Here is a 19,539-nt window from a genome sequence, read left to right as displayed (position 1 = left end):
GCGCAGCGGTACGCGGATCAGGGCTGCGCGTGTTTGAGCGAAGCGAGTTTCGCGCGGACCCCGCGTACCGTGAGCAGCGCAGGGCAGCCGCGAAGCGGCCGGTGACGTCGGCCGGCCCAGCGCACACCGCCCGCCTCCGCCGCCCCAAAAACCCACTACCTCATCCCCTCAATAGCTTCCTGCATAAACCGGGTAATGCTTCGCACGGCCACAGAATCCGGCCGCCCCGCAAACCGCAGCGCCCGAATCGGCACCGGAATGTGAGGCTCCAGCGTCAACACATCCACCTTCTCCCGATCCGCTGAACAGGCCGTGCATCCATCAACCAGCGCAACCCCGAGCCCGTGATGCGCCATCGCAAGCGCCGCGTGATAGGTCTGCACCGTGACCACCGCCTGCTGAAAGCCAACCCCCGCCTGACGGCAAGCCTGGCTCAGGCTAGTGCCGACCGGATCGCGACTGTCGAGCCCCACCACCGGCAGATTGACCAGATCGTGCAAGGCCACCGACCCATTGCGCAGAAGCGCGCGTGACAGCATCCCCTTCGGCGCGATGCACACCATGCGGCTGTCCGCCAGCGCTTCTTGCGTCAACGAAGGATGCACCGCCGGACTGAACGCAAAGCCCACGTCTGCCTCCTGTAGAAGCAGCGCCGACATGATCTGCGGCGAGTGCAGTGACTCCACCGTCACAGCCACGCCCGGATGCTTCTCCCGGAAACGCTTGAGCGCGCGCGGCAGCACTTCATAGCTCAATGCCAGCACCGTGAGGATGCGCAACTCCCCCGCATCACTGGCCGTGCGCAGGTTCGCCGCCAGCCGCTGCACCTCGTCGAGCTGCGCGAAAAGCCGCTCGATGTGCGGATACAGCGTCAACGCCTCCGTCGTCGGCGTCAGTCGTCCCTTGGCGCGCTGGAAAAGCGCAAACCCCAGTTGGATCTCCGCATGCTGCAAGGTCCGGCTCACTGCCGGCTGCGTGATGTTGATGAGTCGCGCTGCCGCGCTCACGCTCCCGGTGAGCATGATCGCGTTGAAAACCTCGATGTGACGTAGGCGCATCGCGAGAGAAGCTGCGCCTCAGTTGGAAGCAGGCCCGACCTTGCCGCGCGACACGTCCATGATCATCTGCGTCGCCAGATAGAGCCGCGGTTCGATCGAATCGATCAGTACATATTCGGCATCCATCGAATGCGCGCCGAAGCCCTGGAGGCCGAAGCGCTCCACCACCGCCGCCTTGGTCTTCAGTGCGGCAAAGGCGGCGTCGGTGCCGCCGCCGGCGACCTTGTCGTCCGCGCCCAGCGGCAGGCCAAGCTCCTTGTAGATCTGCTGCGCATGCGCTGCCAGCGCGCGCGATGCATCCGTGGCCTCCAGCGGCGGACGACGGCGCTCGAACTTGACCTCGACCTTGGCCTGTGGAATCAGCTGATTCTTCGCGCGCTCCCGCACCTGCTGCTCGATGCGGTCGTAGTCGCTCACCTTCAGCACCCGCACATCTGCGCCCGCCGTCGCAGTGGCTGGAATCACGTTGCGATTGGTGCCGGCGCGCGAGATGGTCCAGTTCATCTTCAGGCCGGTCGCCGGATCGGACAGGTCACGCATCTGCAGGATCTGATTCGAAAGCTCGTACAGCGCATTCACGCCCGCCTCGGGTGCCGAACCCGCGTGCGAAGCCTTGCCCGTGACGTTGAGCGTGACAGACGCAATGCCCGCGGTCGCGAGCGACAGCTTGTCTTCGCGAACCGAAGACCCCTCGAACGACATCACCACGTCATGCTCACCGCCCAGCCTCGTAATGAGTGAACGCGCGCCCGGCGAACTGATCTCCTCGTCGCCGTTGATCAGGACCGTCAATGTGCCGTAGTCCTTGAAGTTCAACGCTTTCAGCAGCGCCACCGTGTGAGCGATGACCGCGACGCCCTGCTTGTCGTCCGCAATCCCGAGCCCATAGGCCTTGTCGCCATCGATGCGAAACGGCTGCTGATTCGACATGCCGATCTGGTAGACCGTGTCCATGTGCGCGATCAGCATGATCTTCTTCGTGCCCGTCCCCTTGAACGTCGCACGCACCACCTTGCCGATCTTCTCGGGCGTGTCCTCCATGCAGTAGGCATCGGCCGACGGATCGATCAGTTCGACCTCGCCGCCAAGCGCCCTGAACTTCTCGACAATCAGATTCGCAATCTTGTCCAGCCCTTCCAGATCACGGCTCCCCGATTCCAGAGAAACCAGCTGCTTCAATGTCTCCAGCAACGCCGGCTTCTCCTTCGCGGCAAGCGAAGCGAGACGCTCATCAGGCGCAGCAAAAGCGCAAGCACAAGCAAAACTCAGCGCCGTAAGGACAAAGGCCCGACGCCCAAAAGCAGTAGCAACATTCATTGTTCTCAGTTCTCCAAGAGAGGGACATTCCAGAAACACCGCGGAACCGGCTTCGCCGGGCCGCTGGTGTTGCCCCCGGTAGGGGGTGGGCGGCTACACGAAGTGAGCCAACCTGGGGGCGAGCGTATCTAGGCTAGTGTGCTTTATCCCAATTGGGCCCAAAGCCGATCTCCGCAAGCAGCGGCACCTTGAGTTCCGCAACGCTTGCCATGATCCGCGGGATTTCGGTGCGAACCCACTCCACTTCAACTTCAGGCACTTCGAACACCAGTTCGTCGTGCACCTGCATGATCATCTTTGTCCCGCGCTTCTCGGCGTCGAGCACCTCCTGCACTTTCACCATGCTGAGCTTGATGAGATCGGCAGCGGTGCCCTGCATCGGCGCGTTGATGGCCGCGCGTTCGGCGCCGCCTCGACGCGGGCCGTTGGGCGAGTTGATCTCCGGCAGATAGAGACGGCGGCCGAACACGGTCTCGACGTAACCTTTCTGCTTGGCCAGCGCCTTGGTCTCGTCCATGTACGCCTTCACGCCGGGATAGCGCGCGAAGTAGCGCTCGATGTAGGACGCCGCGGCCTTGGTCTCGATGCCCAGGTTGCGCGCAAGGCCAAAGCTGCTCATGCCGTAGATCAGCCCGAAATTGATCACCTTCGCGTAGCGGCGCTGCTCGCTCGACACCTGGTCCACCGCGACGCCGAAGACCTCGCCGGCCGTCGCCCGGTGCACGTCGATGCCTTCGGTGAATGCGCGCAGCAGCGATTCGTCGCCGCTGATGTGGGCCATGATGCGCAGTTCGATCTGCGAATAGTCGGAGCTCGCAATCACACTGCCCGCCGGCGCGACGAAGGCCTCGCGCACGCGGCGACCTTCGACCGTGCGGATCGGGATGTTCTGCAGATTGGGATCGTTGCTGGACAGCCGCCCCGTCACCGCAACGGCCTGCGCATAGTGCGTGTGCACCCGACCGCTGCGCGGACTCGCCAGCAAGCCGAGCTTGTCGGTGTAAGTGCCCTTGAGCTTCGACAAACCGCGATGCTCCAGGATCTTGGCAGGCAACGGGAAATCCTCGGCGAGCTTTTCCAGTACCTCTTCGTCGGTGCTCGGTGCGCCGCTCGGTGTCTTCTTGACAACCGGCAGGCCCAGCTTGGTGAAGAACACCTCGCCGATCTGCTTGGGCGAACCGAGATTGAAGGGCTGGCCCGCGAGTTCGTAGGCCTCCTGCTCCAGCGCCATGATGCGCTTGCCGAGTTCGTTGCTCTGCGCGGCCAGCGTGGGCGCGTCGATCAGCACGCCATTGCGTTCGACGCGGTAGAGCGTCTCGCTGGATGCGATTTCCAGCTCGTAGATGAAGCGCAGCTTCTCGTTGGCTTCGAGTTGCGGCCAGAGGACGCGATGCACGTCCAGCGTCTGGTCGGAATCCTCGCACGAGTATTCGGCTGCCTTGTCGATCGACACCTGGCTGAACGAGATCTGGTGTGCGCCCTTGCCGCAGAGGTCTTCGTAGTCGATGCCCGTACGGCCCAGGTGCCGCTCCGCCAGACTGGCGAGGCCGTGCGGCTTGTGCACCTCCAGCACGTAGCTCTGCAGCATCGTGTCGTGCGCATAGCCTTGCACCTCGATACCGTGGTTGGCGAACACATGGCGGTCGTACTTGATGTGCTGGCCGAGCTTTTTCTTCGTGCCGTCTTCGAGCCAGGGCTTGAGCTTTGCCAGGACTTCATCGCGCGGCAGCTGAACGGGCGCGTCGGGATAGTTGTGGCCCACCGGGATGTAGGCCGCCTCGCCCGGCGTCACGCTGAAGCTCAGGCCGACGATTTCGGCGCGCATCTCGTCGAGCGAGTTGGTCTCGGTGTCGATCGCCACGAGCTCGGCCGCCTGGATTTTGGCCAGCCAGGTGTCGAAGGCCTCCCAGGTCATGATCGTGTCGTAGGCCAGGTTGGAGACCTTGGCCGCGGCTTGGAAACTGGGATCGTCGAAGAGGCCGGTGCCGCCTTCCGGTCCCTTGCGCTTCTTGTTCTCCTCGATCAGTTCGGGCTGCACCTCGTGGGCTTCCAACGTCTTCACCAGGGACTTGAAGCCGTACTGTTCGTAGAAGGTCTTCAGAGCATCCGTCTGTTGCGGTCCGATGGCGATGGCGTCCAGCGAGGGCAGCCCGCTCACATGCTCGCCGAGGTCGCAATCGGTCCGGATGGTCACCAGCCGACGGCCTTGCGGCAGCCAGTCGAGCGCTTTGCGCAGGTTCTCGCCGGCCTGGCCCTTGACCTCGCCGGCGCGTGCGATGAGCGCATCGAGCGAACCGTATTCGAGCAGCCACTTGGCGGCTGTCTTCGGACCGACCTTCTCGACGCCGGGGACATTGTCGACCGTGTCGCCGACCAGGGTCTGGTAGTCGATCATCAGATTCGGCGGCACGCCGAACTCGGCCGTCACGCCGGCCACGTCGCGCTTCTTGCCGTTCATCGTGTCGATGATGGTGACGTGCTCGTCCACGAGTTGGCTCAGGTCCTTGTCGCCGCTGGACACCGTGACTTCAATGCCCTGGGCGGCGGCGGTCCGGGCGAGCGTGCCGATCACGTCGTCGGCCTCGATATCGGGCACGCAAAGGACCGGCCAGCCGAGCATCCGTACGACCTGGTGGATCGGCTCGACCTGGCTGCGCAGGTCGTCCGGCATCGGCGAGCGATTGGCCTTGTAGGCGGGGTACCAGTCGTCGCGGAACGTCTTGCCCGGCGCGTCGAAGACGCAGGCGGCGTAGTCGGCCCGCACCTCGCGGCGCAAGGCCTGCATCATGTTGATCATTCCCCGGATGGCGCCCGTGGCGGGACTGCTGTTGTCGCCGGGTACGGCGCGCAGGTCGGGCATCGCGTGAAAGGCGCGATAGAGATAGCTCGATCCGTCGACGAGCAGCAGCGTTTTCTTGTCGGTCATCAAGGCATTTTGCCGTGCCGCGACCGGCCGTCCGGAAGGTGTGCCGGAACGCCACGGACTTGTATCCCTGAAGCGAGCGCGGACCTACAATCCTGATCATGTCTTCCACGTTGCTTCACGTTTCCCGCATTCGCCTGGCCACGCTGATGTTCGCCAGCGTCGCGGCGATTGCCGCCGTACAGGCCCAGACCCCCCCTCCGGCGCAGCAGCCGGCCCCGGCGGGCAAAACGGAAGCGGACAAGGAAAACGGCCGCCAAAACCAGAAGATCGAGCACATCCATACCGAAGACAGCGGCGCCACCGTCGATGAGGTTCGTGTCGGCGGTCAAACGACGAGCATCACCGTCAAGCCCAAGAACAACGCGCCGGCGTACAACGTCATGCCCAACCGCGAACAGGGCAGCAACATGCAGGGCCAACCCGATTCGAGCAACTCAGACCCCGGCTCGCGGGTCTGGTGGAACGTCTTCAAGTTCTGAGCGCACGGTGGCAGTTTTCACGGAAGTCGGATTCGACGAAGCCGACGCGCTGGTGCAGCGCCTGGGACTCGGCCCGCTGAGCGAACTTCGAGGCATCGAAGGCGGGATCGAGAACACCAACTACTTTGCGACCACCGCGACGGGTCAGTACGTGCTGACGCTGTTCGAGCGCCTCGGCCCCGAACAGCTCCCGTACTACCTTTGTTTAATGAAGCACCTTGCGGCTCGCGGTATCCCGGTGCCGGAGCCGGTGGCCGATCCGAAGGTCGAGCCGCCGCAGGGGCACGCGCTGTCCATACCCGCCAACGCGCCCTGCGAACTGCTGCATACGGTGGCCGGCAAGCCTGCCGCGGTGGTGCAGCGCCTCCAGGGCAAGAGCGTGCTGGCACCCACCGCGGCCCATTGCGCTGAACTCGGCCGTTTGCTGGCCCATATGCACATTGCCGCGCGGGACTATCCACGCATCCAGCCCAACCTGCGCGGCCTGCCGTGGTGGAATGACACGACGCCCGTGGTCTTGCCTTATCTGGAGGCTCCGCAGGCCTCACTGTTGCGCAGCGAGCTCGCCTACCAGAACCACATCGCCGAATCTTCCGCCTACGCCGCGCTGCCGCGGGGACCAATCCACGCCGACCTGTTCCGCGACAACGCGATGTTCGACACCCATGCCAGCGCCGACGCGCCACGGCTCACGGGCGTCTTCGACTTTTATTTCGCCGGCACCGACACCTGGCTTTTCGACCTGGCCGTTTGCCTGAACGATTGGGCCATCGACCTCCAGAGCGGCCGCCACGATGCCGAGCACGCGGGTGCACTGCTCGGCGCCTATGGCACGGTACGTCCCCTGACCGGCGCCGAGCGCGCCCTGCTGCCGGCCATGCTCAGGGCCGCTGCGTTGCGCTTCTGGATTTCGCGGCTGTGGGACTACCACCTGCCCCGCGAAGCGAGCATGCTCAAGGCGCATGATCCGACGCACTTCGAACGCGTGCTGCGCGAGCGCGCACATGCGACCTTCGAGTTCTCACATGGCGCGGATCTGCAGGCCGCCTGACCCGACCCGATGAAACTCAACCTTGTTCCGGCACGCACCGGCGTGCTGTGGGTCCGCAGCGGACTCAAGGCCTTCGCGCGACAGCCGCTGGCCTTCATTTCGCTGTTCTTTTTCTTCATGGCGCTGGTGTCGATCGCCTCGCAACTGCCGCTGATTGGTGCGGCGATTGCGTTGATGCTGCTGCCGACCATGACGCTGGGCCTCATGGCGGCGGCCGCGCGGGCCGCCGGGCCTGAAAAGCCGCCTGCGGGCACCGTGTTCATGGCGGCGTTGAATGCAGTCCGTTCTGACGTCCGGCCCATGGCCGTGCTCGGCGCGATGTACGCCGGTTTGTTCCTCGCGGTCATGGCGATCTCCGCGCTGGCCGATGGCGGGCAGTTCGCCCGGGTGTACCTGCTCGGCGGCCCGCTCACGCGCGAATTGGCGGAAACCACCGAGTTCCAGGTGGCGCTCTGGATCGCGATGGGTCTTTACCTGCCGCTGTCGCTGGCTTTCTGGCACGCGCCGGCGCTCGTGCACTGGCACCGCGTGCCACCGGCCAAGAGCCTGTTCTTCAGCTTCGTGGCCTGCTTCAAGAACTTCGGCGCGCTCACCGTCTTCGGACTGGTCTGGACCGGTGTCTTCATCGGCGCAGGCATCGTGTTGAGCCTGGTCGCGACCTTGCTCGTGGCTGTCGGCGCGATGGGCATCGGCGCGGGCGCCTCGGCGGCCGGCGGCGCGGTGATGGTCGGCGGCGCGCTGGTGATGGCAGCGATGTTCTTCACCAGCACGTGGTTCACATTCCGGGACTCTTTTCAGGAGTAGCTCGAGGAGTAGCTCGCCCCCAGGTTGGCTCACTTCGTGTAGCCGCCCACCCCCTACCGGGGGCAACACCGGCGGCCCGGCGAAGCCGGTTCCGCGGTGTTTCACGAACGCGGCCGGGCTACGCCGGCCGTTTGGTCAGACCGGGGTTAGCTTTGCTACTGAGAGGGCCAGCCACTTGACGCCGTGGCGGGGGAAGTTGACTTGGGCGCGGGCGTCGTCGCCGCTGCCTTCCAGCGCCAATACGGTGCCTTCACCGAACTTGTTGTGGAAGACCTGCATGCCTGAGCGCAGGCCGTGGGATGGCGCGGCTTTTTGGGGCGGGACGGGAGGGCTGGCGAAGGTTTCCTTGCCGTAGTTGGATCCGCCGCTCCCGCGCGTGCTTGCGTAACCGCCGCCATAGCCGAAGGCCGAGGGCGTGAAGCCCTGGTTCTTGGGGGTGAGCCACTTGAGGGCGCTCTCGGGCAGTTCGTCGAAGAAACGGCTCTTGACGTTGTAACGGGTCTGGCCGTGCAGCATGCGGGTCTGCGAATGGCTCAGGTACAGGCGCTTGCGTGCGCGGGTGATGGCCACGTACATCAGGCGGCGCTCTTCCTCGAGGCTTTCATAGTCGCTCATCGAGTTCTCGTGCGGGAACAGGCCCTCTTCCAGGCCGGTGATGAAAACGCAATCGAATTCGAGGCCCTTGGCGGCGTGCACGGTCATGAGTTGCACTGCGTCCTGGCCGGCCTGGGCCTGGTTGTCGCCGGATTCGAGGGCGGCATGGGTCAGGAACGCCGCGAGCGGGCTCAGCGTCTCGCCCGTTTCCGCATCGGGCGCGAGCGGTTCGTCGGTGACGGGGCGGTTCGGATCGATGCCTTGACTGACCGGCGATTGCCGCAGTTCGTCGATCGGCAGTGCAACCGCATCGCGGCCGAAGCCTTCCTGCGTGACGAAGCTTTCGGCGGCGTTGACCAGTTCTTCCAGATTCTCGATGCGGTCGGCGCCTTCGCGGTCGGCCTTGTAGTGCTCGATGAGGCCGCTGTGGTCCAGCACCAGTTCGATGATCTCGCGCAGCGACATGCCCTGCGTCTGCTCGCGCAGCACGTCGATCTTCGCGACGAAAGCGGAGAGATTTCCGCCGGCCTTGCCGCCGACCGCGCTGACGGCGTCGTGCAACGAGCGGCCGGCCGCGCGGGCCGCGTCCTGCAACTGCTCGATGCTGCGCGCGCCGATGCCGCGCGGCGGAAAGTTGACGATGCGCAGGAAGCTCGTGTCGTCGTCCTTGTTCTCCAGCAGCCGCAGGTAGGCCAGTGCGTGCTTGATTTCGGCTCGCTCGAAGAAGCGCAGGCCGCCATACACGCGGTACGGCACAGCGGCATTGAAAAGCGCCGTTTCGATCACCCGGCTCTGCGCATTGCTGCGGTAGAGCACGGCCATCTCCTTGCGATCGATGCCGTCGCGCACCAGCTGGCGCATCTCCTCGACCATCCATTGCGCTTCGGCGAAATCGCTGGTCGACTCGTAGACGCGCACTGGTTCGCCCGGGCCCTGGTCGGTACGCAGGTTCTTGCCGAGGCGCTTCTTGTTGTGGCTGATGAGTTCGTTGGCCGAATCGAGGATATTGCTGTAGCTGCGGTAGTTCTGCTCCAGCTTGATCTGGTGCGACACGTTGAATTCGCGCACGAAATCGGCCATGTTGCCCACGCGCGCACCGCGGAATGCATAAATGCTCTGGTCGTCGTCGCCGACCGCGATCACGCTGTTGTCGGCAGGCGCGAAACGGCCGTCGACCATGGTGCCGGAGAGCATCTTGATCCACGCGTATTGCAGGCGGTTGGTGTCCTGGAATTCGTCGATCAGGATGTGCCGGAACCGCCGCTGGTAGTGCTCGCGCACCGGATCGTTGTCGCGCAGCAACTCGTAGCTGCGAAGCATCAGCTCGCCGAAGTCGACCACCCCCTCGCGCTGGCATTGCTCCTCGTAGAGCTGGTAGAGCTCGACCTTCTTGCGATCGTCATCGCTGCGGATCTCGACGTCGCGTGGGCGCAGGCCATCTTCCTTGGCGCCGGCGATGAACCATTGGGTCTGCTTGGCCGGAAAACGCTCGTCGTCGACGTTGAATTGCTTCATCAGCCGCTTGATGGCGGAAAGCTGGTCCTGCGTGTCGAGAATCTGGAAAGTGGAAGGAAGCCCCGCGAGCTTCCAGTGCGCACGCAGGAAGCGATTGCACAGCCCATGGAAGGTGCCGATCCACATCCCGCGAACGTTGACGGGCAGCATGGCGGTCAGCCGCGTCATCATTTCCTTGGCGGCCTTGTTGGTAAAGGTCACGGCGAGGATGCCGCCGGGCGACACCTGGCCGGTCTGCAGCAACCACGCAATCCGTGTGGTCAGCACCCGGGTCTTGCCCGAACCGGCGCCGGCGAGGATCAGCGCGTTCCCGGCAGGGAGCGTCACGGCTGCAAGTTGCTCCGCGTTCAGGTTGGCGAGCAGGGGGGACGCAACGGGCGCTTCGCCCTGGGCGTCGGGCGCGCCGGAAAACAAGTCATATGGGAGCATGTGCCCATTGTAGAAACGCCCCACCCGCCGTGGGGCGAGCGGGTAGAATCAGTCACCGGGCCCAAGTTTCTTGACGTCCGGTTTTTTTGTGCCTGCGCATTGCAGGGTTCGGTGACGCCGCACGGCGCACCCGCAAAACCGGGCTCCAAGCCAAGCGCCCCATCGCCGCCGAAATCCTTCGGCGACGACCTTTCAAGGAGCTTGGAATCTCATGCAAATCTTCGACTACGACAACATCCTTCTGCTGCCCCGCAAATGCGTGGTGGAAAGCCGCTCCGAGTGCGACGCCAGCGTCACCCTCGGCGGCCGCAGTTTTCGCATTCCGACAGTGCCCGCCAACATGAAAACGGTGGTCGACGAGACCATCTGCACTTGGCTCGCGAAGAACGGCTACTTCTACGTGATGCACCGCTTCGACCTCGACAACGTCAAGTTCGTCAAGGACATGCACGCGCAGGGGGTGTTCGCCTCGATTTCGCTGGGCGTGAAGAAGCCGGATTACGACACGGTGGACCAACTCGTTGCTGCCGGCATGGCGCCCGAGTACATCACGATCGACATCGCGCACGGCCACGCCGACAGCGTGAAGAACATGATCGCGTACCTCAAGAAGAAGCTGCCGAAGTCCTTCGTGATCGCTGGCAACGTCGGCACGCCGGAAGCAATCATCGATCTGGAAAACTGGGGCGCCGACGCGACCAAGGTGGGTATCGGCCCCGGCAAGGTCTGCATCACCAAGCTCAAGACCGGTTTCGGCACCGGCGGCTGGCAGTTGTCGGCGCTCAAGTGGTGCGCGCGTGTGGCGACCAAGCCGATCATTGCCGACGGCGGCATCCGCGACCACGGCGACATCGCCAAGAGCATCCGCTTCGGTGCCTCGATGGTGATGATCGGCTCGCTCTTCGCGGGTCATGAGGAATCGCCGGGCAAGACGGTGGAAGTCGACGGCGTGCTCTTCAAGGAATATTACGGATCGGCCAGCGACTTCAACAAGGGCGAGTACAAGCACGTCGAAGGCAAGCGCATCCTCGAGCCGATCAAGGGCAAGCTGGCCGAGACGCTGATCGAGATGGAGCAGGACATCCAGAGCTCCATCAGCTACGCGGGCGGCCGCAAGCTCATGGACATCCGCAAGGTCAACTACGTCACTCTCGGCGGCGACAACGCGGGCGAGCACCTGCTGATGTAGGCCCGCGCCGCTGCCCGACGGCTGCGCTCAAGCGTCAAGCAACTGCATCGCCAGCGCGTGCAGGCGGTGCGTGGGATCGGCCAGAGCGTCCACGACGCCGAAGTGGTCGAGGCCCGGCAGCACTTCGCTGACCGGCACCGCGGCGGATCCCCACGCGTCGCGAATCAGGGCGTTCTGGCGGATGAATTCCTCGCTCTCCCCGCTGCCGACAACCGTATAGAGCTTGCCGCGCTTCGGCGCCGGCCAGAACGCGGGGCTGAGGCGCAGCGCTTCGGCCTCGGCGAGGCGCAGCGCATCCGCGATGAAGGGAGCGTGCCGAAGCGGCCGAAGGTCATGGACGCCGGAAATCGAAAATGCGTTGCGCACCAGTTGCGCAGGCAAGTCCGGCGCGACCGCCTTCCAGTCGCATCCCAGCAGCATCGCCGCCAGGTGTCCGCCCGCCGAATGGCCGGAAACCGTGATGCGTGAAGGGTCGCCGGCATGCGCCGCGATATGGCGCCAGGTCCATTCGAGCGCGCGAACCATTTGCAGCGCAATATCGGCGACGCAGACCGACTGCTCGGCCGTTCCGGGGCACAGCGCGTAGTTGGGCACAACAACGCAGACGCCACGGTCGACGAATGCGGGGGAAACCATGGAAGAGTCGCTCTTGTCCAGCGAACGCCAATAACCGCCGTGGATGTACACCAGCACCGGCGCATTCGGAACCGTTGCAGGAAACACGTCGAGCGTCTCACTCGGCCCGTCGCCATAAGGCAGATCCAGCCTGCAATCCAGCGAAGCGCGCGCGTTGGCGGACTTCGAGGCCCATCGCGCCAGATGCACGGGGTGCTCCGGCACACGGGCCCGGTTGTTGTACATGCTGTCCAGCCAGGCGGGGTCGTACAGCGCCATTCTTCTGTCTCCTTTTTCTTGAAAAGGAGCGCATCTTGGCATGGTCATGCCGTGCAACGGGCGGCCGCTTCTGGTTAGAATTTGCGCTGCGTTGGGGGGGTAGCTCAGCTGGGAGAGCGCCGCGTTCGCAATGCGGAGGTCGTGAGTTCGATCCTCATCCTCTCCACCAACCTTCATTCGCTGCTCAACGCCGCAGCCTCAGGTACCGCAGCATCACATCCGTCATGGTGCCGGCCCGCTGGAACACGGGTTCGAACAGTGCGTTGTAAACCCCGGTACCAATCACCGACCCCAGCCCGATCGAGACAATCGTGAACAGCGTCGCCACGAAATTCTCGACGCCCGCCAGCCGGTTGGTGCCAACCAGCTCGGCCATCCCGATGAGCCCCAGCGAACCAGGCACCAGCAGCCACATCGCCGGCGTGAACGTCACCATCGAAGGCGGCCCACCGAGTCGGTACTGCACCATGTACGACGCCGGGGTGATCAGCATCGCCGCGAAGAAGCCGCTCATGTAGCCGCCGAACGCGGCATTGCCGATCAACTGCCCGATCTGCGCGACGAACAGAAGCGCCAGCAACCACGGCAATGTGCGCAGTCGCGCAGAGTAGTGCAGCACATGCCCCACCCCGAACAGCAGCACCCCTACCCACGGCGCCCATGCGCGCAACGCGCCCTCGGACTCAGGTTCGAGCAACTTGTCCGGCGGTAGCCCGACGATCGACGTCGCGGCCAGCATGCCGAGGACGAGGAACACGAGTTGCAGCAGCCCCGAAACGAATCGCGTGCCGCCCGAGACGATGTCGCCGTAGGCGAGTTCGACGGTCGCCGTGGCGAGCGTGCCGCCCGGCAGGAAAGTCACCAACGACGCGACGAGCACGTAGATGGGGCTGGCCCTGAACCCATGCTGGGCGGCCAGCAATGACACCAGCGCCACGACGAAAGCGGCAACAGTGGGCATCAGTGTCGTGATGATCCCGCGGTCGCGCGCCAGGACCTTGAGGACGCCGACGATCAGCCCGAAAAATGCTGCGGCGCCCACCACGTCGGATGCCGGCCGCAGCACGAGGGCGATCCCGACGGTCGCAAGCACATGCCCCAGAACGCCCCACATCAACCCGAAACGCGCAGGCAATGACAGGATGGCGTTGATCCGCTTCAAGCCCTCGGACGGATCGATCGGCTCGCGTTCGGCGTCGCGTGCCAGCTCGTAGGCCCCTTCGATCTGGTCGTATCGAAGCACGAGCCCCTGTTCAGAGGTGAACTCGATCTGCAGGGAGTCTTCCTCGGCGAAATTGACGAACACGACCGTCGGCAACGCGAGCGCGTTGAAGTGGTCGACCCGGTTGACGCGCGCCACGCGACGCAGGGTTGTCTCCACAAGCCCCGCGGGCGCGCCGGTCGCCAGCAGCAGGTGGCCGAGTCGAAGCAGAAAGCGCAGCAGATGCCGACGCTCGGCCAAGCTGCGTTCGCCGACGCCATCGTCGATCCGCAAACTGGAATGCTGGAGATCCGCGCTCATTCGGGAAGGACCATGAATCCATCCAGTATGCGCCGCTAAGGCACCCTGACAACCGCTGGCGGCGTCCAATGGCCATTCAACACGGGTTCTTCAGGCCAGTACGAACGGATGTAGAGGGAGAACTCGCTCGTGCCATCAGCCGGAGCGGGCAGCCAGTTGCCCTCCTCCTCGGCGCCCGGCGAGTCGGCCTGGACGCGGATCGTCAGCGATCCGTCCGTGTCATAGCGCAGCGCCTTGCTCTTAGTGCCGACCGAATAGCGCGCAAGCCGGTTCGACTCGAAGAAGTGGTGCTTGTTGTAGAGCGTGAGCGACCAGAAGCCCTTGACCGGCGGGGTCTCGCCGCGAGGGAAGGTGACCCTGTAGCGACGGGAGGCACTCAGCCGCTCGCCTTCCGCGTCGAGGTCCTGGTAGAAATATTTCGTCTCGCCCTGCCTGTTGACGAAGATGTTCGATTTCGCAACCGCGGTGCGTGTGAAGTAGTCGGTGCCGAAGCCCGCGCCGTTGGCGATGGTGGACCAATGGTGCGGCAGTTGCCGGCCGTAGTTGCGGAACTCGAAGAGCGGATCGACCAGTTCCTTTTCCGCTGCGACCACCGCCCGGTCGAACACGTCCCGGACGTGCGGTTCCCTTGCAGCCGCATCGACCACAGCGAGCACCTGCGCGTAGCGGGCCGACTCCCCGGGCAGCGGCTTGGCGTCGGCAAGCGCGCCCGGCAGCAGGTCGCGGAACGCCGCGGGCGGCACCCAGCGGGTTTCCGCGCCGTCGCCCCCGCTCGCCGGATTGCTCGCCACAGGCACCTTGCGCCAGTCGGTGATCTTCGTTTTTCCGTTGAACTCGGCGACCGGGTAGAGACCGATCCGGTTGATGACGGACTGGACCGCCGCCAGATCCTGCGGTGTGTCTTCGCGAAACACGCGCGGAACCACGACGCCCGTGCAGGTCTGCGACGCGAACACCTTGCTGATGCCATGCGGCACCGTGCCGACCCAGTTCGGCCCGACCAGCAGATAGAAGCCAGGCCGAGTGCCGTACATCTTTCCCAGTTCGGCGAAGCTGTCGGTTCGAGAATCCACCACCTGGTACACCCAGAAGCGGTCGCCGAAATCCGGGACCTGCAGCACGACCGGCGACTCGTCGAGCGCAACGATCCCGTTGCCGTACACCACGTCCTGGTTCGGGCAGGCGACCGCACGCTCGGCCGGATCGATGTAGTCGGTGAGCATCGTCAGCGTGTTCACCGGCCCGACCGGCAACACGCCGCCGAGGAGCATCGGGTGCGGCAGCTGGCCGAAGGTGCTGCGGCGGTTGTAGACGTTGACGATCGGCCACGCCCAGAAGAAGGCGTCGCGCGCGACGAGGCGGACGTACTCGTCGCTGAGCTTCATTTGCGTATCGGGTCCGGGGATCACGTGCGCCATCGTCATCTCCTCCTCGAATCAATCGGCGCGGCAACATTCGCCGCGCCGAAGCACCCACCCGATAGCATGCGCAGGTCGCGGGCAAAGCGCACTTGTCCGATGGTGAAGCGCTGATTGCCCCTTGGTGCACGTACCCGGCGCGAAACCGGGCCGAGCCGGTCAGGCGTCGAGCGTCAAATGCTGGCCGTGCAGTGCGGCCGCCGCGGGAGAAACCAGGAAACCGATGGTCTGGGCCGCCACGCTGGTCGACACCCATCCGGCCGGATTGGCGTCCGGCATGGCCTGCCGGTTGGCCGGTGTGTCGAGCACGCTGGGCGCGATGCTGTTGACGTTGATGCCATGCGGCGCAAGTTCGGCCGCCGAGGCCTCGACGAGGCGCTGCAGGGCGCTCTTCGATGCAATGTAGGCGGCCATGGCCGGCAGGCCGCGCATCGCCGTCTTCGCGGTGACGGCAACGATGCTGCCGGTCTTGCGCTCGATCATCGACGGCGCCAGCGCCTGCGAAACCGCCACGAACGACCATGCGTTCAGGTTCATCATGCGGTCCCAGGCAGCACGGCTCAGGGCGTGCACCGCCTCTCCCATCTCGAAGCCGCCCGCGATGTGGACCAGCGCATCGACCTGCTTGAAGGCGCCGAGGATGCGCGTTGCCGCGTCGGCCATCGCCGGCACCGATGTGACATCCGCCTCCAGCAGGAGGTGCTGCGAGTTGTCGAGCCCGGGAAAGGCACTGTTCAGGTGCTCCATCCGATGATCGATCAGGGCCACGCGGGCACCCGCGTCGAGAAAATGCCGCACTACGGCGCGACCCAGTGCGCCGGCGGCGCCCGTCACGACGATGTGACGGGCGGCGTTCGCTTCGTTCATTGAAGGCTCCTAGTAAGGGCACGGATCGTAACGCCGCCATCACCCCGGTGGCGCGCGTGCTGGCATCATCGAGGTTTTGTTTGCACGGAGAGTCGTCATGAAAGAAGTGGTTGTCGTCAGCGGCGTTCGCACCGCCATCGGTACTTTTGGCGGAAGCCTGAAGGATGTTCCCCCCACCAAACTGGCCGCGTTGGTTACCAAGGAAGCGCTGGCGCGCGCCAAGGTCGACGGCAAGGACGTGGAAAACGTGGTCTTCGGCCACGTCATCAACACCGAGCCGCGCGACATGTACATGGGCCGCGTGGCCGCGATCGAAGGCGGCTGCGCACAGGAAACGCCCGCGCTCACGGTCAACCGCCTGTGCGGCTCGGGCCTGCAGGCCATCGTGAGCGCAGCGCAGAGCATCCAGCTCGGCGACGCCAAGGTGGCCGTCGGCGGCGGCGCCGAGAGCATGAGCCGCGCGCCCCTTTCCTCGCTGACCGCTCGCTGGGGCGTTCGCATGGGCGACACCAAGCTCGTCGACATGATGATCGGCGCGCTGCACGACCCGTTCCAGAACATCCACATGGGCATCACGGCCGAGAACGTGGCCAAGAAGTGGGACATCAGCCGCGAGACGCAGGATCAGACCGCGCTCACCAGCCATCAGCGCGCCCAGAAGGCCATCGAGGCCGGCTACTTCAAGTCGCAGATCGTTCCGGTGCCGCTCGAAAGCCGCAAGGGCGCGACGCAGTTCGACACCGACGAGCACGTTCGCTTCAACGCGAAGATGGAAGACATGGCGAAGCTCAAGCCTGCCTTCCTGAAGGAGAATGGCACCGTCACGCCCGGCAATGCTTCCGGCCTCAATGACGCAGCCGCTGCTGTGGTGCTGATGGAAAAGGAAGAAGCCGCACGACGCGGCCTCAAGCCGATGGCGCGCGTCGTGGCCTACGCTTTTGCCGGCGTCGATCCGGCCTACATGGGCATCGGGCCTGTGCCGGCTTCGCGCAAGGCGCTCGAAAAAGCCGGGCTCAAAGCCTCCGACATGGACGTGGTCGAAGCCAACGAAGCTTTCGCGGCGCAGGCCTGCGCGGTGACGAAGGACCTCGGTCTCGACCCCGCGAAGGTGAACCCGAACGGCTCGGGCATCTCGCTGGGCCATCCGATCGGCGCGACGGGTGCGCTGATCACGGTCAAGGCGCTGTACGAGCTCGAACGCATCCAGGGCCGCTACGCGCTCGTGACCATGTGCATCGGCGGCGGCCAGGGCATCGCGTGCATTTTTGAGCGGGTGTGACGGACTGCTCAAAAAGTTGTGGCTATAATCGTGGGATTGCCTGAAACGACAGAAATGTTGATCAGGGGCTCTTAGCTCAGTTGGTAGAGCAGCGGACTCTTAATCCGTAGGTCGAGTGTTCGAGTCACTCAGGGCCCACCAGCAAACCCACTCTGGTAAAGAAACGGCGCTATTGCAACGATAGCGCCGTTTTTGTTTGAGCGTATGGGAGTTCGTTGAGATCTCCGGTTCGTCACTCGCGCCCCTTGCTGATGAGGAAATTGCCGCTGGCGAAGAGTACCTGCTGCGATGTGCGAGTACGTGGGGCAAGAATTCTCAGCGCTTGGTTCCGGCTGCAATCCGTCTCATGCGCGAGCACGAACCACGCGGCTCCTGGAGCAATGCGCACAGCACCAAGAACTCGATCAGGTGCGGAGGCACCGAACTTCACATCGGCCACCCTTCCCTGCCCGTTCGCCGGCTCGAAAGAGCTAAAAGCTGTCGCGAGACGTCGGCAATTTCGTACCGTGCGGCTGGGCCATCGACTGCAAGCTGCCGCTTTGACCCTGGGAGTACTCCGTGCCCGACGCTGCCACTACCACCCACGAAGAGGCAAATGCGAAGGTTATCGCCTCTCTCAAAGAGATGCTTCGGAAGCCCGTAAAGCGGGCGGCACCGGTCGCTCCTGCTGACGCTGACGCAGCCCAAAAGCGCCTCGTACAACCGCGGCGCGTTGCGAAAAAAGTTGTGGCGGCAAACCGGCAGGCGAAGGACACACAAGCTGCCAAGCTGATCCTTCGCCGTCATGCTGCCAGCAGCCGGCTCGCGAAGTGAAAAACTTGCGCGGGCCTTTGCGTGCAATTTACCCGTTGATCTAGGCGGGCATCATCCCGGCCAGTCTTGCCTGGATCAGGGGCCTATCCCTCGATGAAGGGCGAGGCGCCCTCGCCGCGTTGGATGTCCCATTCGTCGACGAATGCGCGCGCCCTTTCTGACAACGACGCGAGCGCGCTCCCAGTGTTCTTGTGTTTCCCGGCCAAGATGATCCGGCGCTTGGGTTCCCCTCTGCGATGGAGATCCGCATGCCCCGAGGAAATCCCATCAAGGGCGGCCCCGTCAAACTCAATCACTACGTGCCAACCGTCGTATTCGAACCGATGAAATGCAGCGTCGAGTGACATCGCAAAGCCTCCGAAAAAGGATGCCTCCGCTCAAGCAGCGCCCGGCAAAGCCGAAAAAGAAATCTGCCGAGCAGCAGGCGCGCGAGATGCTCGAACGCATCGGCGTGCCGAACCGTGATGAAGTTCAGCGGTGCCGCGCTGATCGAGCGGAGCAAGCGCTAAAGCGTTGAGGCCGCTGTGCTGTCTTCCAGGCGTTCGATGCTCGTGATCTTGAAGCCGTAGTCCCGCAGCCTGTCGATGTCGGTCGCACCGGTCGGCACCGGTTCTCCCTGCATCTGCGATTTCTGCACTAGCACGCGCGCCGCCTCGCTATCCGACGGCCTCTCGTCGCTTTCCACCTCGTCTTCAATCGGCGGCCCTTCGTTTCCGCCGATGCGGGTTGCCGCGATTCGCCACCGGGTCAATGTGTTGCTCATGGAATCGTCCTTCAAATTGACACCCCAACGCGCCAGGTAGGCCATCTCCAGCGGCGTCGGGGCGCCTTGCGCGCATGATGTCCAGCGCCTCGACCCAGATATTCCTGCGTGACCGGCGGGGCTGCACAACTTCACGAGAGCGAGCCGGCAGCCGCGACTGAGAGCCTGCTGATGCATTTCCGTTTCCTCGGGACAAGGCATCCCGCCCCGAGCCCCAAACATACGCGCTTGAATGAGCGGGTCTGTGCGGTGGCGCACGTTCGCGCCGTGAGGGCGCAGGTCTTCAGGGCTCAACTAGAACGCGCGCTCCACGTCGTCCAGCGCTAGGCGGACGATCGCCAGAGCTTCGGCGAGGTCTTGTCATGCGCGTTTCCTCGCCCGGCATCGGGCGCCGGTGCACTGACAAGCATGCACACTTTGTACCTATACGTACACAGAAATTGCCCTGCAATGGTGCGCTACTCGAGCGGCAGCCATCCACTAACGTCGCTCTTGAAGTGCCTTGATTCCGTGCGAAACCACACACCAATCGCCGCAAACGCCGCGCCCTCCATGCTTCAGTCTGGCTACATTGCGTCCTGGACGTGCCGGTCACTGTGCACGCGATCGCCTTTTCCTGCT

At 64.3% G+C, this 19,539-nt stretch carries 16 protein-coding genes and 2 tRNA genes; 8 read left to right on the top strand and 10 right to left on the bottom strand.

Annotation, left to right across the window (positions count from 1 at the left end; all coding sequences use genetic code 11):
• Positions 1–155: 155 nt before the first annotated feature.
• From AC1DN9_RS26200 to polA, 3 genes are all read right to left on the bottom strand, one after another.
• Entirely contained in the window at positions 156–1,058 is a 903-nt protein-coding gene (locus AC1DN9_RS26200; RefSeq protein ID WP_478104840.1) for a LysR family transcriptional regulator, read from the bottom strand.
• Between the two features lie 18 nt (positions 1,059–1,076).
• Positions 1,077–2,375, bottom strand: coding sequence for a M20/M25/M40 family metallo-hydrolase (locus AC1DN9_RS26195; RefSeq protein ID WP_478104838.1), 1,299 nt, complete (start codon positions 2,373–2,375; stop codon positions 1,077–1,079).
• A gap of 133 nt (positions 2,376–2,508) precedes the next feature.
• Positions 2,509–5,301 carry a DNA polymerase I gene (gene polA, locus AC1DN9_RS26190; RefSeq protein ID WP_478104837.1) on the bottom strand — a complete coding sequence of 931 codons (2,793 nt, stop codon included), beginning with the start codon at positions 5,299–5,301 and terminating at the stop codon, positions 2,509–2,511.
• A 98-nt stretch (positions 5,302–5,399) separates the two neighbouring features.
• Here polA and AC1DN9_RS26185 point away from each other — a divergent pair, with 98 nt between their 5' ends.
• The 3 genes from AC1DN9_RS26185 to AC1DN9_RS26175 are packed head-to-tail and all read left to right on the top strand — an operon-like array spanning position 5,400 to position 7,635.
• A complete protein-coding gene (locus tag AC1DN9_RS26185; protein WP_478104835.1) occupies positions 5,400–5,780 on the top strand; it encodes a hypothetical protein in 381 nt (126 codons plus the stop codon).
• 7 nt (positions 5,781–5,787) lie between these two features.
• Positions 5,788–6,831 (top strand): homoserine kinase, encoded by a 1,044-nt coding sequence (locus AC1DN9_RS26180; RefSeq protein ID WP_478104834.1) that lies wholly within the window; start codon positions 5,788–5,790, stop codon positions 6,829–6,831.
• Positions 6,832–6,840: 9 nt separating this feature from the next.
• Entirely contained in the window at positions 6,841–7,635 is a 795-nt protein-coding gene (locus AC1DN9_RS26175; protein WP_478104833.1) for a BPSS1780 family membrane protein, read from the top strand.
• Between the two features lie 135 nt (positions 7,636–7,770).
• On the opposite strand, the gene AC1DN9_RS26170 is transcribed toward AC1DN9_RS26175, so the two are convergent.
• Positions 7,771–10,173, bottom strand: a complete 2,403-nt coding sequence (locus AC1DN9_RS26170) for a UvrD-helicase domain-containing protein (protein WP_478104831.1) — start codon at positions 10,171–10,173, stop codon at positions 7,771–7,773.
• A 211-nt stretch (positions 10,174–10,384) separates the two neighbouring features.
• Between AC1DN9_RS26170 and AC1DN9_RS26165 the strand changes: the two genes are divergently transcribed.
• Positions 10,385–11,362: a GMP reductase gene (locus tag AC1DN9_RS26165; protein ID WP_478104830.1), complete on the top strand. Its 978-nt coding sequence runs from the start codon at positions 10,385–10,387 to the stop codon at positions 11,360–11,362.
• 27 nt (positions 11,363–11,389) lie between these two features.
• Here AC1DN9_RS26165 and AC1DN9_RS26160 read toward each other — a convergent pair whose 3' ends face one another.
• Positions 11,390–12,256 carry an alpha/beta hydrolase gene (locus AC1DN9_RS26160; protein WP_478104829.1) on the bottom strand — a complete coding sequence of 289 codons (867 nt, stop codon included), beginning with the start codon at positions 12,254–12,256 and terminating at the stop codon, positions 11,390–11,392.
• A 93-nt stretch (positions 12,257–12,349) separates the two neighbouring features.
• Between AC1DN9_RS26160 and AC1DN9_RS26155 the strand changes: the two genes are divergently transcribed.
• Positions 12,350–12,425 (top strand) — tRNA-Ala (locus AC1DN9_RS26155).
• Positions 12,426–12,440: 15 nt separating this feature from the next.
• Here AC1DN9_RS26155 and AC1DN9_RS26150 read toward each other — a convergent pair.
• The 3 genes from AC1DN9_RS26150 to AC1DN9_RS26140 form a co-directional block, all read right to left on the bottom strand.
• Positions 12,441–13,778, bottom strand: coding sequence for a threonine/serine exporter family protein (locus AC1DN9_RS26150; protein ID WP_478104827.1), 1,338 nt, complete (start codon positions 13,776–13,778; stop codon positions 12,441–12,443).
• Between the two features lie 35 nt (positions 13,779–13,813).
• On the bottom strand, positions 13,814–15,196 hold the full coding sequence (locus tag AC1DN9_RS26145; protein WP_478104826.1) for a DUF1254 domain-containing protein: 1,383 nt from the start codon (positions 15,194–15,196) through the stop codon (positions 13,814–13,816).
• 159 nt (positions 15,197–15,355) lie between these two features.
• Positions 15,356–16,063 (bottom strand): SDR family NAD(P)-dependent oxidoreductase, encoded by a 708-nt coding sequence (locus tag AC1DN9_RS26140; RefSeq protein ID WP_478104825.1) that lies wholly within the window; start codon positions 16,061–16,063, stop codon positions 15,356–15,358.
• A gap of 97 nt (positions 16,064–16,160) precedes the next feature.
• Here AC1DN9_RS26140 and bktB point away from each other — a divergent pair, with 97 nt between their 5' ends.
• A complete protein-coding gene (bktB, locus tag AC1DN9_RS26135; RefSeq protein ID WP_478104823.1) occupies positions 16,161–17,342 on the top strand; it encodes a beta-ketothiolase BktB in 1,182 nt (393 codons plus the stop codon).
• 65 nt (positions 17,343–17,407) lie between these two features.
• Positions 17,408–17,483 (top strand) — tRNA-Lys (locus AC1DN9_RS26130).
• 755 nt (positions 17,484–18,238) lie between these two features.
• Here AC1DN9_RS26130 and AC1DN9_RS26125 read toward each other — a convergent pair.
• Entirely contained in the window at positions 18,239–18,502 is a 264-nt protein-coding gene (locus AC1DN9_RS26125) for a hypothetical protein (RefSeq protein ID WP_478104822.1), read from the bottom strand.
• 20 nt (positions 18,503–18,522) lie between these two features.
• Between AC1DN9_RS26125 and AC1DN9_RS26120 the strand changes: the two genes are divergently transcribed.
• A complete protein-coding gene (locus AC1DN9_RS26120) occupies positions 18,523–18,672 on the top strand; it encodes a hypothetical protein (RefSeq protein WP_478104821.1) in 150 nt (49 codons plus the stop codon).
• Here the strand turns inward: AC1DN9_RS26120 and AC1DN9_RS26115 are convergent.
• Positions 18,661–18,918, bottom strand: a complete 258-nt coding sequence (locus AC1DN9_RS26115; protein ID WP_478104819.1) for a hypothetical protein — start codon at positions 18,916–18,918, stop codon at positions 18,661–18,663. The two genes, AC1DN9_RS26120 and AC1DN9_RS26115, sit on opposite strands and share 12 nt — an antisense overlap.
• Between the last annotated feature and the right edge of the window lie 621 nt (positions 18,919–19,539).

It is taken from the genome of Variovorax sp. 05L425 (assembly GCF_056397705.1).
This window is presented reverse-complemented; position numbering and strand designations above follow the sequence as displayed.